15 protein-coding genes are annotated in these 15,303 nt (G+C 58.8%); 10 read left to right on the top strand and 5 right to left on the bottom strand.

Translation table 11 applies throughout. The annotated features are described in order from the left end of the window. Positions 1-125: 125 nt before the first annotated feature. The 4 genes from IQ265_RS21360 to IQ265_RS21345 all read right to left on the bottom strand — a co-directional run bounded on the left by IQ265_RS21360 (position 126) and on the right by IQ265_RS21345 (position 2,510). Positions 126-473: a carbon dioxide-concentrating mechanism protein CcmK gene (locus IQ265_RS21360; RefSeq protein WP_194057331.1), complete on the bottom strand. Its 348-nt coding sequence runs from the start codon at positions 471-473 to the stop codon at positions 126-128. 118 nt (positions 474-591) lie between these two features. After that, positions 592-903: a BMC domain-containing protein gene (locus IQ265_RS21355; protein ID WP_194057329.1), complete on the bottom strand. Its 312-nt coding sequence runs from the start codon at positions 901-903 to the stop codon at positions 592-594. 41 nt (positions 904-944) lie between these two features. After that, positions 945-1,532: a hypothetical protein gene (locus tag IQ265_RS21350; protein WP_194057327.1), complete on the bottom strand. Its 588-nt coding sequence runs from the start codon at positions 1,530-1,532 to the stop codon at positions 945-947. A 42-nt stretch (positions 1,533-1,574) separates the two neighbouring features. Continuing rightward, positions 1,575-2,510, bottom strand: coding sequence for a nucleoside hydrolase (locus tag IQ265_RS21345; RefSeq protein ID WP_194057326.1), 936 nt, complete (start codon positions 2,508-2,510; stop codon positions 1,575-1,577). Positions 2,511-2,669: 159 nt separating this feature from the next. Here IQ265_RS21345 and IQ265_RS21340 point away from each other — a divergent pair, with 159 nt between their 5' ends. Then, positions 2,670-3,638, top strand: a complete 969-nt coding sequence (locus IQ265_RS21340) for an S-layer homology domain-containing protein (RefSeq protein WP_228038260.1) — start codon at positions 2,670-2,672, stop codon at positions 3,636-3,638. A gap of 75 nt (positions 3,639-3,713) precedes the next feature. On the opposite strand, the gene IQ265_RS21335 is transcribed toward IQ265_RS21340, so the two are convergent. Further along, a complete protein-coding gene (locus IQ265_RS21335) occupies positions 3,714-4,034 on the bottom strand; it encodes a TMEM14 family protein (RefSeq protein WP_194057325.1) in 321 nt (106 codons plus the stop codon). A gap of 540 nt (positions 4,035-4,574) precedes the next feature. Between IQ265_RS21335 and IQ265_RS21330 the strand changes: the two genes are divergently transcribed. The 9 genes from IQ265_RS21330 to IQ265_RS21290 all read left to right on the top strand — a co-directional run bounded on the left by IQ265_RS21330 (position 4,575) and on the right by IQ265_RS21290 (position 15,302). Further along, positions 4,575-5,597, top strand: a complete 1,023-nt coding sequence (locus IQ265_RS21330; RefSeq protein WP_194057324.1) for a glycosyltransferase — start codon at positions 4,575-4,577, stop codon at positions 5,595-5,597. A 63-nt stretch (positions 5,598-5,660) separates the two neighbouring features. After that, positions 5,661-7,148, top strand: a complete 1,488-nt coding sequence (locus IQ265_RS21325) for an NAD(P)/FAD-dependent oxidoreductase (protein ID WP_194057323.1) — start codon at positions 5,661-5,663, stop codon at positions 7,146-7,148. A gap of 20 nt (positions 7,149-7,168) precedes the next feature. Beyond that, entirely contained in the window at positions 7,169-8,092 is a 924-nt protein-coding gene (locus tag IQ265_RS21320; protein WP_194057322.1) for a glycosyltransferase family 2 protein, read from the top strand. A 10-nt stretch (positions 8,093-8,102) separates the two neighbouring features. Beyond that, complete coding sequence (locus tag IQ265_RS21315; protein ID WP_194057321.1) at positions 8,103-9,425, top strand: glycosyltransferase; 1,323 nt, start codon at positions 8,103-8,105, stop codon at positions 9,423-9,425. Between the two features lie 9 nt (positions 9,426-9,434). Further along, positions 9,435-10,433, top strand: a complete 999-nt coding sequence (locus IQ265_RS21310) for a glycosyltransferase (RefSeq protein WP_194057320.1) — start codon at positions 9,435-9,437, stop codon at positions 10,431-10,433. Positions 10,434-10,486: 53 nt separating this feature from the next. Further along, the gene (locus tag IQ265_RS21305) at positions 10,487-11,332 is read left to right on the top strand and encodes an ABC transporter permease (RefSeq protein ID WP_194057319.1); all 846 of its coding nucleotides are present in this window, start codon (positions 10,487-10,489) and stop codon (positions 11,330-11,332) included. A gap of 38 nt (positions 11,333-11,370) precedes the next feature. After that, positions 11,371-12,663: a polysaccharide ABC transporter ATP-binding protein gene (locus tag IQ265_RS21300; RefSeq protein ID WP_228038258.1), complete on the top strand. Its 1,293-nt coding sequence runs from the start codon at positions 11,371-11,373 to the stop codon at positions 12,661-12,663. Between the two features lie 57 nt (positions 12,664-12,720). Next, the gene (locus tag IQ265_RS21295; RefSeq protein ID WP_194057317.1) at positions 12,721-13,641 is read left to right on the top strand and encodes a glycosyltransferase family 2 protein; all 921 of its coding nucleotides are present in this window, start codon (positions 12,721-12,723) and stop codon (positions 13,639-13,641) included. An 83-nt stretch (positions 13,642-13,724) separates the two neighbouring features. Further along, positions 13,725-15,302, top strand: a complete 1,578-nt coding sequence (locus IQ265_RS21290) for a GMC family oxidoreductase (protein ID WP_194057315.1) — start codon at positions 13,725-13,727, stop codon at positions 15,300-15,302. Position 15,303 lies beyond the last annotated feature (1 nt).

The raw sequence follows: 15,303 nt of genomic DNA, 5'->3' as shown, positions 1-15,303 counted from the left end.
CATCATAAACGCTTAGTCTAGGGGCTTAATATCTACAACAAAACCCCAGAGTGCTTAGGTGGTAAGCCAGTTATCTGGGCTTTTCCATCAGCAGCACCCTGGGGTCTAAGGTATTAGGCGGTGTCTTAGCGACCGGTGGAGCCGGGCAAAATGGGTTGCTCGACGGCTTGGCGGTAGATTTCGGTTTCGTCGTTGAAGTCGATGGGCAGTACAGCTACCACGTTTTCGTGCGGACGGGGGATGATGACCCAGGTTTCGAGAATACCGCCGGGGGTTTTTTCGGCAGCTTCTACGCCGGCTGCCATGGCGGCCTTAACTTCGGAGACATCACCGCGAATGTTGATGGCAAAGCGAGCGCTACCAGCCCGAATGTAGCCAATGAGCGTAACGCGTCCTGCTTTAACCATCGCATCTGCGGCGGCTAGCACCGGGGGAAACCCTCTGGTTTCGAGCGACCCGACGGCCTGTGGCATGGTTGTACTCCTGGGAAAGTTCTGTGGATAAAAAATCAACCTTCATTGTACGGGCCAGCGGTATCAACCTAGCCGTGTCGATTTATTAAAGACTGTGGGGGGTGTGTAACAGTAAAACTTATACCCGAAACGCTTCGGAGGCTGAGGTAAACCCAATCGGCAGGATGGCGTCGATGTTATCGGTGGGGTTGGGGATGATTACATGGGTGGTAACTTCGGCCAGATTGGGGCAGGCATTGGCCGCCACCAGCCCCGCTTCCATGGCGCGTTTGACCTCGGCTACCAAACCGCGAATCACCACAAACTGCCGCCCGCTCTCGGAGCGATCCTGCACGGAGACGGTGACGTTGCCCGCTTTTACCATGGCATCGGCGGCGGCCAGCACCGCCGGAAAGGTTTGGGTTTCAATGACGCCGACGGCAATGGCCATGGGGGTGCTCCTAGGGAAAAGCTGCGTTGTTCAACTCTCAATCATACCTTGATGCCGCTGGGTTCTCCGGCGGTGGCGATAATGCGATCGCAGCCCGACTCCGGCTTGGCCCACTCGCAGTGGCAGTCTTTGGGGTCGCCCCAGCACAGGCTGAGATACAGCTCATCCCGCGTGGCGGATAGCTCGGCCCATTCGCTGACGGCAATGCGTTCTTCTATGGCGGCTAGGGTGGTGGGCTGGGGGTCGTTGCCCGCCAGCCACAGGCGCAGACCAGCGATGGCAGTTCGCCAAAACTCTAATATGGCGGGACGAGCCGCCGCTAGAGCCGCCTTGTCGGCGGGAATGGCAATGAGCTGGGGATGCAGCTCGGGCACGCGAATGCTGCGGCCCTGAAACTGGCAGGTGTGCCACACCAGCCCCGACACCCCGTGCTGGTGCTGGTAGTCGTGAATTTGGGCGCGAAAATCTTGGATGGCGAATACTTTGCTGAGCTTGTCGGTGCCGATCGCTTTTGAGAGCACCGGGTTATCGATGCGATCGGCGGAGGAGAGCACCACCCGCTCGCCCTTCCAGGTGGCGCGCAGCTCGCGATCGAGAAACTCCAGGAGTTGTTCGGTGGTGTAGGCCATAGGGCTATCTTATCAAGGGCAGCGGGGGAGTTTTGTGCCTGACTATAGTTTCCCCAGCCGTTCTGTCAGAAGAGTGTAGAAACCCTCGGCATCGACGGTTTCAATGACCGTGGCGTTGGCCGGAGCAGCGGCGGTGGGGTAGGCGTTGGCGACCGTTCGCCCCAGGCAGAGCGACCCCTCAGTTTCGATCGCCAGGTGCATAGGGCGGCCGGTGAACAGATCGGGTCGCAGCAGGTAGGCGACTACGCAGGGGTCGTGGAGGGGTGGAGCCGCAAGGCCGTAACGTTCGACATCGAGCTGGCCGTAGTAGCGCAGCATGCCCGCAGCGGCTTTGCCCACGGGGGTACCCAAGTTTTCCAGGGCTGTCAGCCGCTCGGGGGTGGTCACTACCTGGTGGGTGACATCCAGGCCGATCATGGTCAGGGGCAGACCGGCCTCCACCACGACTTTGGCCGCGTGGGGGTCGACATAGATATTGAACTCGGCAGCGGGGGTAACGTTGCCGCCCCCCAGGGAGCCACCCATTATGACCACCCGGTCGATGCCCTGGGCAATTTTGGGGCATTGAATCAGGGCCACAGCTAGGTTGGTGAGCGGGCCGAGGGTAGCCAGGGTAATGGGGGCCGAGGCCGTGGTGAACTGTTCGATTAAAAACGCGACGGCGTGCTGAGCTGGCAGCGGCAGGGCGGGCTCGGGCAGCGCGGCCCCCTGCAAGCCGGTCGCGCCGTGGATGTCTTCGGCGGTGGTGAGCGATCGCAGCAGTGGGCGGGGGCACCCCGCATATACCGGCACATCGGCTCGCTGGGCCAGGTGACAGATGCGGCGAGCGTTGGCCGTCGTCAGAGACAGGGGCACGTTGCCCGCCACGGTGGTAACGCCCAGCAGGTCGAACTCGGCGGGGCTAGCGAGGGCAAGCAGAAGGGCGATCGCATCGTCAACCCCAGGGTCGCAGTCAATAATCAAGGGGCGTGGGATCATCGGCATGCCTGGCAGTATCTACAGTCATATCTACAGTCAACAGGGGCGGCGGGCAAAGGTTGCGATCGCAGGTGGCACAGCCCCGCCAGCAGCAGCAAACGGCACTGCCCTAGAATAGTGTCGTCGCCATCTGTGCTCCCTAGTTAGGAGGTTACTCCCTTGTCTGCTGCGTTTCGTCTCAAAGCTCTTATAGTATCTGGGCTGAGCCTGGTGCTGGTTACCGGCTGTGCGGGCAGCTCACTGCAACAGTCCCTGGAGGCTGATCCGCAGCTGCAAGAGCGGCCTGTGTTTGACGAAGAAACCCCCGAAACTCCCGAAACCACCGAAGCCGAAACGGCGGCGGCGACTTCTCCGGAGGCCAGCGACGCCGACAGCACAGCCGCGCCCCCTCGCGATCGCCCCACCACGGCCCAGCTTGATCAGGTACCCGACGACCTGCGGCCCTACGTGCAAGACTGGCTAGCCTTAGAGATAGCTACAAGCGATCGCCAAAGCGCCGATACCTCTACTGGAGCCGAATTTGAGCCCAACCAGCCCATCACTCGCGGCGAATTTGCTCACTGGCTGCTTACCGCTAACAACGAGTTTTATGCAGATGTACCGGCTAAGCGCATTCGCCCCGCCACCGCTGGCACTACCCCAACCTTTCAGGATGTGCCTGCTTCGCACCCCTACTTCGCCGCTATTCAGGGGTTAGCAGAAGCGGGTATTATTCCCAGTGCCAAAACCGGCAATTCTACCGCCGTCACCTTTCGTTCCGATGTACCGCTCACCCGCGAAACCCTGGTGCTGTGGAAAGTACCCCTAGACTCCCGTACGCAGCTGCCTACCGCTACCCCAGAGGCTGTAACCACCGCCTGGGGCTTTCAGGATGCCGCTCAGATTGAGCCACTGGCTCTGCGAGCGGTGCTGGCCGACCACCAAACCGGCGACTTTGCCAATATTCGTCGGGCCTTTGGCTATACAACGCTGTTTCAACCTCAAAAAGGCGTTACCCAGGCAGAAGCCGCCGCCGCTCTCTGGCGCTTTGGCAATCAGACCGAAGGAATTTCTGCTGAAGACCTGCGTAGACAGCCTTCATCGCCGCCAAGTTCCTCAGAATCCGGAACTTCTACAAACCCTCGTTAAATCCTGGCATTGTTTCCCAGAACCACTCCCCTACGATTAATTAATTCTCATCATTGAAACCACCGCTCTACCTGCTCACTGGCCCCCTACCAGCGATACCCCCATCCCAATAAATGCCAGCACTCCCGCCACAATCATGATGACGGCGGGCATGGCTTTGCGAGTTTGCATCCAGCGGCGGATGAAAACCACGACTAGGGCCGCAGTAACTCCCATGGCCAGACCGGCTCCAGAGGGAACACCGGCCTGCCACAGCCAAGCACCCACCAGCAGCAGGGCAGCGCTGAACAATCCGCTAATCAATGACACCTGGCTGCGGGCCTGGGCATAGCCAATTAGGCCGCCAACCGCAGATAGGGCAGCGTAGGCGATCGCATACAAAGCTCCAGTGGACATAGGCTTGCAGAGTGAAAACACCATCAGGCTAGCGAGGTTTTTGCGGCTGCACAACCCGGTAACCCGCCAGCAGCGCAATCTTTCAGCAGTTGCGATTGCGATGGGCTACCTCTTTTGCAAAGCCGAATTTGTAATCTGTAACACAATATTGGGGCAGTACCTAACAGCTTGCTGGCCGATCGGGAACCAACCTCGATCAATTACAGTCGTCTTTTATGGCATCTATCGAAAGGTACAGATTTGAAAATTTTCTCCAGAAAAGTATTTATAAAGGAAATATAAAGATAAGAATGCTCTCATGATCTCGTCAGAATACCCGTGTTAGGTTCGCTTTAAGTGAATAGAGCGCTTGTAACTCTCTGCAAGCCCTGGAAAAACAATGCTTCCTGACGTCACCTGTAATTTCTCAAATCATGGTCGAAGGGATTTCGTTTTTCTAAACGTTGCCTTTGGTAAGCAAGTTTGGTGCGCTAGCAAACTCCTTGATTGATTTTCTTCAAGGTATATGCATATGTATATATTCTCAGGAATCGCAGGTTCATGAACTCCAGTTCAGGCAATGCATCAGAGCTTTCCAATATCTCCGTTATTATTCCTGTCTACAATGGCGGCGAGAGTTTTCGCCGTTGTCTCGACAGCCTCAGGCAGTCTAGTCGGCAGCCCGACGAAGTCATTGTGGTGGCCGATGGCGACACCGATGGCTCGTGGGAGGTGGCCAAAGACTTTGGGGCCACGGTCTTTCGCTACGACACGCCGGGCGGACCCGCCCGCGCCCGCAACCAAGGGGCTAGGCTGGCTCGCGGCAGTATCCTGTTTTTTATCGATGCCGATGTCACGGTGGGCTTCGATACCATTCTCAACGTCGAAAAAGCGTTTCAGCAGGATGTCAGTCTGGCGGCGCTCATCGGCTCCTACGACGACCAGCCAGGGGCCGAAAATTTTCTGTCGCAGTACAAAAATCTGTTTCACCACTACACCCACCAGGTCTCTTCCGAGAAGGCTTCAACCTTCTGGGGAGCCTGTGGGGCCATTCGTGCCGAAGCCTTTGAAGCCGTGGGCGGGTTTGATGAGCGCTACCGTAAGCCCTGCGTTGAAGATATTGAACTCGGCTACCGGCTTAAGCGGGCGGGGTACACCATTCGCCTGTGTAAGCACATTCAGGTCAAGCACCTGAAGTGTTGGCAGCCCATGTCGCTGCTGCGAGCCGAAATTTTTTATCGCGCTCTACCCTGGACGGAGCTGATTCTAACCCAGGGCCAACCGATGAATGACCTCAACCTCGATCGAACCAACCAACTCAGCGTTGTGCTGAGCTTTGTAGCGCTGGGCTGCCTGGTGCTCGGATTGGTTAACCCCTTCCTGTGGATTGTGGCGATCGCCACCATGGTCGGGCTGTTAGTCATTAACCAGCGGGTCTATCGCTTTTTCTTGCATAAGCGAGGAGTGCTATTTGCGCTTCGAGTCATTCCCTGGCACTGGTTTTATTTTCTCTACGGCGGCGCAGCTTTTGCCTACGGCACGGCAACCTACAGGCTCCGACAATTTTCTACCTTTTCAAACTAACTGCCCGTCGCCAATTATCTAGCGTTTATCCATATGGCTATCCTAAATTCTGGAGTTGAATTGATGCAGTCTTTACCCGTAGTTATTATTGGTGGCGGACCCGCTGGTCTGACCGCAGGCTATGAGCTGATGAAGCACGGCAAGAAGTCGGTTGTGTTAGAAAAGGCCGACAAAGTGGGCGGTATTTCTCGCACTGAAACCTATAAGGGCTACCGCTTTGACATTGGCGGCCACCGCTTTTTCACCAAGGTCGGTGAAGTACAGACGGTCTGGAAAGAGATTCTAGGCGATGACTTTATTCAGACGCCTCGACTGTCACGCATCTACTACGACAACAAGTTTTACGACTATCCACTGTCGTTGATGAAAACGCTAAAAAATCTCGGCCCTGTGACCAGCGCGCTGATTTTGTTTAGCTACCTCAAGGCCAAGGGGCATAAGTACCTAAACCCCGGCTTTGAAGCCGAAACCTTTGAGGAATGGGTGATTGACTGCTTTGGCGAGCGGCTCTATCGCATTTTCTTCAAGACCTATACTGAGAAGGTTTGGGGCATTCCCTGTAGCCAGATTCGAGCTGACTGGGCGGCCCAGCGGATTCAAAATATGTCGCTCAAGCAGGCGGTCATCAACGCTATTTTTGGTAGCCAAAACGCCAAGAGCCTGATCAAAAAATTTGACTACCCTCGCCTCGGCCCCGGCATGATGTGGGAGCGCTGCCAGGAACTGCTCGATCGGCATGGCTCGCCAGTACACCTCAACACCGAGGTGGTGCGAGTTGAGCGCGAAGGCAACCGAATTACTAAGGTGGTGGCGAAAAAAGGCGATCTAACCTTTGACATTGTGGGCGAACACTTTATTAACTCAATGCCCATTGCCCTGCTGGTGAATCGGCTCGATCCGCTGCCTCCAGAAGAAGTACTGGCGGCGGCTCGCGGATTGAAGTATCGCGATTTCCTAATTGTGTCGCTGATTGTCAATAATCCTGACCTCTTTCCTGACAACTGGCTGTACATTCACAGCCCAGAATTCAAGGTGGGGCGCATTCAAAACTTTAAGAACTGGAGCCCCGAAATGGTGCCCGACTCCAGCAAAACCTGCCTGGGTATGGAGTATTTTTGCAGCGAAGGGGATGACCTCTGGGAAATGCCCAACGAGAAGCTAATTGAGCTAGCCTCTGAGGAGATTACCCGGCTGGGTTTGGGGGTTAAGCCAGAGGACGTAGAAGATGGCTGCGTCATTCGCCAGTACAAAGCCTACCCGGTGTACGACGGTGAATACCGCAAGCACTTGAAGGTGCTGGAAGACTACATACGCAGCTTCGAAAATCTGCAAACGGTGGGTCGCAACGGCATGCACCGCTATAACAACCAAGACCACTCCATGCTGTCGGCGCTGCTAGCGGCCAAAAATATTGTGGGCGAAAACCACGACATCTGGAATATCAATGTCGAGCGCTCGTACCACGAGAACTTTACCAATCAGGAGTGGTCGAAGCTGAAGCAGGGAGATGAACCTGTGCCTGCCGGGCGATCGCTTTCCCAAGCCGCTTAGGGAAGCTCTAAGGCAGCGCTATGTCTGAGTCTGAAGCTCCATTTGTGTCAGTTGTTATTCCCGTCTTTAACGACGGGGAGCGGCTGGGGCTGTGTCTAGCGGCTTTAGCTCGGCAAACCTACGCGCGATCGCGTTTTGAAATCATCGTGGTCGACAATGGCTCTGACAACCTGGCTCGGGTTCAGGCGCTAGTGGCTGCCTGCGACAACGCTACGCTAGCCGTAGAGCCCGTGCCAGGGTCCTACGCGGCGCGCAACCGGGGGCTAGCGCTGGCCAAGGGGGAGGTGATTGCCTTTACCGACGCCGACTGTATTCCCGCCGCAGACTGGCTGGAGCGAGGGGTGGCGCGACTGCGCCAGGAGCCCAACTGTGGTCAGGTGGTGGGCCGGATTAACCTGTTTTTTGCCGATCCCCAGCGGCCCACGGCGGTCGAGCTTTACGAGAGCCTGACAGCTTTTCCCCAGGAGCGGCTCCTGCGGGAGCAGCACGGCGGGGCCACCGCCAACGTGCTGACCTGGCGACGGGTGATTGACCAAGTTGGGCCGTTTGACCTGCAGCTAAAGTCAAACGGCGACCTGGAGTGGGGCCGACGGGTGTTTGCAGCCGGGTTTCAGCAGGTCTACGCCGATGAGGTGCAGGTGGAACACCCGGCGCGGCGATCGCTGGGGGAGCTGTACCAGCGCACAGTGCGGCTAGCGGGTGGCTACTACGATGTGCAGCTCAAGCAGGCTAAGTCTATAGGGCAGCGCCACCGGGTGTTTGTGCAGGCTCTGATGCAAAACCTAGTGCCGCCAGTGTTTTTTGTGGTCAACGCCTTTGGCGACGGACGACTTAGGAACCTAGATCAAAAACTTAGGGTGTCGTCAGTGATGGTGATGGTGCGCTACATCAGCGCCTGGGAAACCCTACGACTTAAATTTGGCGGAGCATCCAGTCGACGTTGAGGAGAGTGATATGCGCATTGCATTTTTGGTCGCCGACTTCCCGTGTCTGTCAGAGACTTTTGTGCTCAACCAGGTGACGGGGCTGATCGATCGCGGCCATCAGGTCGATATCTACACCAACCGCGTGGGCAATTGGGCGGTGTCGCACCCCGATGTGAGCCGCTATCGCCTGTGGGAGCGCACCTACCCCATGCCGGAGGTGCCCCAAAACTATCTCTGGCGGCTGGTGCAGGGGATTGGGCTGGGGCTGCGTGCTGGCTGGCGCGCCCCGGGCTTGATAGCGCGATCGCTCAACCCCTTTGTCCACGGTGAGCAGGCGCTCAACCTGTGGCTCTTCTACACGGCGGTAGCACTGGTGGGTCGGCCCCAGTCCTACGACATTATTCACTGCCAGTTTGGTACCCAGGGGTATCGGGGGCTGGCCTTCAAACGGTTGCTGCGACCCGCCCCTCGGCTCCTGCTGATGTTTCGCGGGTTTGACATCAGCCGCTACGTGCAGGAAGGGGGCGATCGCGTTTACCGCCAGCTCGTGCGGCACGTTGATTACTGCCTGGCCAACTGCGACTTCTTTCGACAGCGGGTCTTGGCTCTGGGCTGGCCCAGCGATCGCGTTGCGGTGCATTTCTCAGGCCTAGACATCAATAAATTCACCTTTCGGCCGCGAGAGCTAGAGCCAGGTCAGCCCGTTCGGATTGCAACGACCGGTCGCTTGGTGGAAAAAAAAGGGCTTGAGTTTGCCATTCGCGCCGTCGCCCAGCAGGCTCAGCGCTACCCCAACCTGACCTACACCATTATTGGCGACGGCCCCCTGCGCTCCGCCCTGCAGCAGCTGATCGTCGAGCTGCGAGCCGAGTCCTACATTGAGCTGGTGGGCTGGAAGAATGAGGCCGAAATTGTCGAGATTCTCGACACCTGCCACCTGTTTGTGGCCCCCAGCATTACCGCCGCCGATGGCAACCAGGATGCCCCTATCAATGTCCTGAAGGAGGCGATGGCCATGGGCTTGCCGGTGCTGAGCACCGACCACGGCGGCATTCCCGAGCTAGTAGAAGATGGCGTGTCGGGGTTTTTAGTTCCCGAACGCGACGCCAATGCCCTGGCCGAACGGCTGGGCTACCTGATCGACCATCCCGAGATCTGGCCAGATCTCGGGATGGCCGGACGGCGGTTTGTGGAGCGTCACTTTGACATGCAAATGCTGAACGATCGCCTGGTGCAGGTGTACGATCGCCTGCTGGCTCCGGCAAATCGATCGGGGCCTCACAACGAGTCTGCCTCCCTAGCTCATGCCTCACTAACCCCATCTATGCGCCCTGCCTCAGCAGAGAAATAGGAGTACTCCATGACTGAACCCCTAGTTACCCTGGTTGTTGTGCCCCGCGAGCGGTTTAGCTATGCCCAAACCTCTCTGGAGAGCATTTACGCCCACACCCAGCTGCCCTTCAAGCTGGTGTGTGTCGACGGCAACTCGCCTAAAAAACTGCGCCGCTACCTCGAAGAACAGGCCTTAGAAAAGGGCTTTAAGCTGATCCGCACCGAGCACTACCTCTACCCCAACCAGGCACGCAATCTGGGGTTGCAGGCCGTCGATACCCCCTACCTGGTGTTTGTAGATAACGACGTTGTGGTGTCGCCGGGCTGGCTAGAGGCGCTGGTCACCTGCGCTGAGGAGACCAACGCGGCGGTGGTCGGCCCGCTGATGTGCCAGCACGAGCCCATCCACGCCGAAGTGCACTTTGCCGGGGGCGAGTCCCACGTGTGGGTCGATAAGCTGGGCCGCCGCCGCCTGCGCGAAAAAATGTTTCACCAGGGCAAAACGGTAGCGGAAATTCGCTCCAGCCTCGATCGCACCCCCACCGAACTGGCTGAATTTCACTGCGTGCTGGTGCGGCGATCGCTGTTTGACCAGATCGGCCCCCTCGATGAGGCCATGCTCAACACTAAGGAGCACCTCGACTTTTGCATGACAGTGCGCGAGGCGGGTGAAACGGTTTACTTTGAACCCGCTTCCTTGGTCACCTATGTACCCGGCCCGCCCCAAGAGTGGGCTGACGTGCACTACTACATGCTGCGCTGGAGCAATCGCTGGACATTGGAGAGCCTGCACCGCCTGCGCGACAAGTGGAACCTGGCTGAAGACGGCTACTTCAAAACCAAATACAAAAAGCTGGGCTGGCGGCGCTACGGCACCTTAATTTATCCATTCACCCAAAAGTTGACCTTTGGCGCAGGCAGTCACCTGCTGGCGCGGGCGCTCGCCAAAACCGAGCACTGGCTTAACCGCTACCTCACCCATCGGCACCGCGCCTCTGGGGCGAACACCAACTACTCCCAGGGCTAGGGAGTTTTCAGACCCAGTCAAACGCCTAGATCGTTGATGGAGTTGTTCCGCTGATGCCGCCCGAACTGATTTATACCCCCGATAGCCTGCTGCGCCGCCCCCGGTTTTTGCTGTGGACGATGTGGCGAGATCTGCTGGCCTCCCGTGAGCTGGCCTGGCGGCTGATGGTGCGCGACATTAGCGCCCAGTACCGACAGGCCGCCCTGGGTATAGCCTGGGCCTTTATTCCGCCGGTTGCGATGGCCGTGGGCTTTACCCTGGCCAAAGATGCCAACGTCTTTACCGTCGGGGAAACCGATATTCCTTACCCGGCCTTTGTCATGTTTAACACCGCCCTCTGGCAGACCTTCGTGGATGCCGCCACCGGGCCGGTGCAGGCGGTGATTATAGCCAAGCCCATGCTGGCGCGGGTCAACTTCCCGCGTGAGGCGATCATTCTGGCCAAGCTGGGGGAGGTGGGCTTCAACTTTGGTATCAAGCTGGTCTTGATTGTGGGGCTGTTTTTGTTCTTTCGCGTGCCGGTGAGCTGGACGGTGATTTTGGCCCCGGTGGCGCTCATTCACCTGGTGCTGTTGGGCACGCTGGTCGGCATTTTGCTGGCCCCCATTGGCGTGCTCTACCAGGATGTCTCGAAGAGCCTCAACATGATCATGGGTTTCTGGCTGTTTTTAACGCCGGTCATCTACCCCGTACCTACCGAGGGAGCCTTTGGCATGCTGGTGGCCCTCAACCCGGTGGCACCGCTGCTGGTGACTACCCGCGAGCTGGCCACCACCGGAGTGCTGACTGAGGTGGTGAGCTTTTGGGTGGTGAGCGGGCTAACGCTGCTGGGTCTGCTGCTGACCTGGGTTGGGTTTCGCATTGCCATGCCCTACGTGGTTGAGAGGGTAACGTCATGACAATACGGCTCAGTACTGAATCACTAACGGAATCGTTTATGGCAACTCCTGAATCCGATAGTCAGCCCGTGATTTCGGTGGAGGGGGTATCGAAGAAATTCTGCCGCGACCTGAGGCGATCGCTCTTCTACGGTGTGAAGGATATTGCCGCTGACCTCACCGGGGGCAGACCCCACAGCGATCGCCTCAGACCCCAGGAGTTTTGGGCGCTAAAAGACATCAGCTTTCAGCTGCATCGCGGGCAGGCGGTGGGGTTGGTAGGCAGCAACGGGGCGGGTAAAAGCACCCTGCTGCGCATCATTAGCGGCCTGATCAAGCCTGACACGGGGCGGGTGCGGGTGCGCGGACGGCTGGCCCCGCTGATTGCGCTGGGGGCAGGGTTTAACCCAATTCTGACCGGGCGGGAAAATATCTACGCCAACATGTCGATTCTGGGCCTCACCACCCAGCAGATTAAGCAGCGCTTTGCTGAGGTGGTCGAGTTTGCCGAAATTGAGGAGGCCATTGACGCTCCGGTGCAGACCTACAGCTCGGGGATGGCGGCGCGGCTAGGGTTTGCCTGCGCCATCTACACCGAGCCCAATATTCTGCTGGTCGATGAGGTGCTAGCGGTCGGCGACGCCCGCTTTAAGGCCAAGTGCTATCGCCGCCTCTACGAGCTGCGCCAGCGGGGGGTGGCTTTTATTCTGGTCAACCACAACTCCCAGGCCATTCTCAACATTTGCGACCAGGCCATCTATCTGACTAGGGGAGCGCTAGTGGCCCAGGGCGAGGTCAATGCCGTGGTCGATCAGTACGAGCGCGACCTGTTTCTCAACAGCATCGAGCGCTCCGAAAACCGCATGGTCTTTCCGCCAAAAGCCGCCGAGGAGAGCAACGGCATTGACTTTCGCGACCTGTTCTTTCGCGATGGTGACGGACAGCCCACCCAAACCCTGTTGACGGGTGAACCCCTCAGCCTGTGCGCCGTTTGTGAGGCCCACGACAGCTATAGCGGGGTAGCGCTCGACATTCGCATCGCCAAAGTGGGCGGCATTGAGAGCGCGGGCTACGTACTGTCGCTGCGGGGGCAAAACGACGACGCCTTTTTTCAGCTGTCGCCGGGGCTGTCAGAAATTCGGCTGCAGATGCCCTATCTGGGGCTGGCACCGGGGGTGTATAGCGCCCAAATTCGCCTGCGCAAAGATGCGGTTTACACCTTTGATCTGGTCGAGTCGTTTCGCTTCACGGTGACATCGCAGCAAAACGTCAACAAGTGTCAGTTCTATCAGCCGCGCAGCTGGTCGATGGTGCCGGTGGTGCCGGTGTCGGCTGGACAGCTGCTGCCCTAAGAATTTGGCGGCTAGTTTGAGGCATTTTTAGGCAGGATTAGACACAAGGGTTAGACCATGCAACCTCAGCTCAGCGTTATCATTCCGACCCACAATCGACCCCATCTGCTGCCTCTGGCGGTGCGCAGCGCCCTGCAGCAAACCTACTCCGACCTGGAGGTGGTAGTSGTGGATGATGCCTCTGACCCGCCCGTGCAGCTGCCCGACGATCCCCGCGTGCGGATCATTCGCCTCGACCCAGGCCGGGGCGGGGCGGGGGCGCGCAATGCGGGAACCGAGGCGGCGCGAGGCCGTTGGGTGACCTACCTCGACGACGACGATGTGCTGCTGCCCCACATGGCGGCGGTGTCGATGGCGGCTCTGGAGGCCGCCCCAAAGACAGCATCACCCGTGGGGGTTTTGTCGGGCATTAACAAAGTGAACGAGCACGGCGAGGTGCTGTTGACCCGTCTGCCCCCCGCCCATCGCCCCAAGGGTAGGCACTTTTTCTTAGAAGACCCCGAACCGGGGCGATCGCCCCACACCAAGCAAACCCTGGTGGTGGAGCGTGAGGTAGTACTGGCCATCGGCGGCTGGGATGAAACCTTTCGATCGCGGGTGCATTCGGAGTTCTTTTTGCGGCTCAACCCGGCCTGCACGCTGATTGGTCTGCCCACGGTCACCTATCACCTGCTGACCCATACGGGCACGCGGGTGTCGGGCAACCCCAAACTGCGCCAGGAGAGTTTTAACCGGCTGATTGAAAAGCATCGGGCCGCCTTTGAGGCCCACCCCAAAATGTTTGCGGAGTTTGTCTACAAGCACGCCCAAACTTCTTACCAAATGGGCCAAACGGTTGCGGCCCTGACCCACTGGCTCTGGGCGCTGCGGCTGCACCCTCGACATATTGGTGCGATCGCTGTCTACGGTGCGATCGACCAGATTAAGCAGGGTCTGCGGCGGGTGGCGACGCCGACCAGGGCACTACCACCCGCCTAGGCACGTTCGACTGTGGTGACGCTGGCCACTCCGTTCTGAGGAATGGTGGGGGACCACACAAAAGATTGATTAAAGGACGTTCTATGATTACCGATATTCTTGATCTGGGCGAGCAAACGACATTGCGAGGACAGGTGGTGGTGGTGGGTTCTGGCATTGCCGGGGCCGAGGTGGCCACCCACCTGGCCCGCCACGGACGCGATGTGGTGCTGTTGGAGAGCGGCCGCGATCGCTTTGACCCCGCCATTCAGGCCCTCAATGACGTGGTGTTTTTGGCCAAGCGCCACCGCGAACTCGACCCCGACTCTTACTACCACCGCTACCTGCCCCCCGAGCTGCGGGGTGTGAGTCGGGTGCGGCAGTTTGGTGGCACCAGCAACGTGTGGACCGGCAAGTGGAAGTACCTGCAACCCTCCGACTTTGAGCCCCGCCCCTGGGTACCCAACAGCGGCTGGCCGATCGCCTTTGACGATTTGCTGGAGCACTACCGCTCGGCGGCGGCAGACTACGGGTTTGGCGACCTGGAGGCCGAGGCCCAGCGAGCCGAAATCGTGGCGCTGCGATCGACCCTTGGGGCCAGCGGCCTAAAAATGAGCAGCTTTTACTGGGAGAAAACCCCCACCCGCACCGCCAAACGCTTTGGTGACGAAATGCGCCGGGCGACCAATCTGCGGGTCATTTTGGGAGCAACCGTGACTGAGCTGGGTCTGGATAAAGCCCACCGTCGGGTGACTACGGTGCGCTGTCGATCGCTGGAAGGACGCGAGCTGACCGTGGAGGCTGACGCAATTGTGCTGGCGACGGGGGCTCTGGAGTCGGCCCGTCTTTTACTGGCTAGCAACCGCCAGCTGCCCGGCGGCCTGGGCAATAGCCACAACCTGGTGGGGCGGTTTTACACTGATCACCCCAAGCACCACACGGGCACGCTGCGCCCCGGCCCCCTGGCCCGTCAGTATGCCAACGAGCTACAGTACGCCCCCAAGCCCCGGTTTTGTATCTGCTTTGCCCTCGACGACGCCACTCAGCAGGCTCATCAGCTGCTGGAGCACGTGCTCTACCTGAAGCCCATCTACGAAACCCGGTGGGATAGCCTGGGACGGCTGGTGCGCGGACGACCCGCCTGCCGGGATGGCAACGGCGCGATCGCTTCCTACAGAGTAAAGTTTGTCACCGAGCAGGTGCCCCACACCGACAGCCGCATTACCCTCGGCACCGAGCTGGATCCCCTGGGCCAGCGCAAAACAGTGCTCGACTGGCGCTTTACCAATCAGGATCACCGCTCGACCGAGAAGATTTTGGAATTGCTCACCCAGCGGTTTGCTGAAGCGGGTCTGGGCCACTTTGACTTTGGCGACCAGCCGCCTACTCTAGACAACATGACCGATGCCGCTCACCAGATGGGCACGACCCGGATGGCCCACCGTCCTGAGGAGGGGGTGGTCGATACCGACTGCCGGGTGTTTGGCACCGAAAACCTCTACGTGGCCAGCTCGGCGGTGTTTCCCACCGGGCCATCCTACTCGCCTACCTTTACCATTTTGGCCCTGGCCCGTCGGTTGGGGCAGCACCTGCTGCAAACCACCCCACCAGCACCGGGAGAGGTGCGTCTGTCGTCAGCCGCCGAAGACGTTGCGGTGCCTCTGGCCGGTACTCCTGGCTAGC

This window comes from Nodosilinea sp. LEGE 06152, assembly GCF_015207525.1.
Lineage (GTDB): Bacteria > Cyanobacteriota > Cyanobacteriia > Phormidesmidales > Phormidesmidaceae > Nodosilinea.
This window is presented reverse-complemented; position numbering and strand designations above follow the sequence as displayed.

Excerpts from the sequence above, each read along its gene's own strand:
- IQ265_RS21360 (WP_194057331.1), bottom strand. The coding sequence starts at position 473 with ATGCCACAGGCCGTCGGGTCGCTCGAAACCAGAGGGTTTCCCCCGGTG.
- IQ265_RS21355 (WP_194057329.1), bottom strand. The coding sequence starts at position 903 with ATGGCCATTGCCGTCGGCGTCATTGAAACCCAAACCTTTCCGGCGGTG.
- IQ265_RS21310 (WP_194057320.1), top strand. The coding sequence starts at position 9,435 with ATGACTGAACCCCTAGTTACCCTGGTTGTTGTGCCCCGCGAGCGGTTT.
- IQ265_RS21300 (WP_228038258.1), top strand. The coding sequence starts at position 11,371 with ATGGCAACTCCTGAATCCGATAGTCAGCCCGTGATTTCGGTGGAGGGG.
- IQ265_RS21335 (WP_194057325.1), bottom strand. The coding sequence starts at position 4,034 with ATGTCCACTGGAGCTTTGTATGCGATCGCCTACGCTGCCCTATCTGCG.
- IQ265_RS21330 (WP_194057324.1), top strand. The coding sequence starts at position 4,575 with ATGAACTCCAGTTCAGGCAATGCATCAGAGCTTTCCAATATCTCCGTT.
- IQ265_RS21290 (WP_194057315.1), top strand. The coding sequence starts at position 13,725 with ATGATTACCGATATTCTTGATCTGGGCGAGCAAACGACATTGCGAGGA.
- IQ265_RS21305 (WP_194057319.1), top strand. The coding sequence starts at position 10,487 with ATGCCGCCCGAACTGATTTATACCCCCGATAGCCTGCTGCGCCGCCCC.
- IQ265_RS21325 (WP_194057323.1), top strand. The coding sequence starts at position 5,661 with ATGCAGTCTTTACCCGTAGTTATTATTGGTGGCGGACCCGCTGGTCTG.
- IQ265_RS21345 (WP_194057326.1), bottom strand. The coding sequence starts at position 2,510 with ATGATCCCACGCCCCTTGATTATTGACTGCGACCCTGGGGTTGACGAT.
- IQ265_RS21350 (WP_194057327.1), bottom strand. The coding sequence starts at position 1,532 with ATGGCCTACACCACCGAACAACTCCTGGAGTTTCTCGATCGCGAGCTG.
- IQ265_RS21315 (WP_194057321.1), top strand. The coding sequence starts at position 8,103 with ATGCGCATTGCATTTTTGGTCGCCGACTTCCCGTGTCTGTCAGAGACT.
- IQ265_RS21320 (WP_194057322.1), top strand. The coding sequence starts at position 7,169 with ATGTCTGAGTCTGAAGCTCCATTTGTGTCAGTTGTTATTCCCGTCTTT.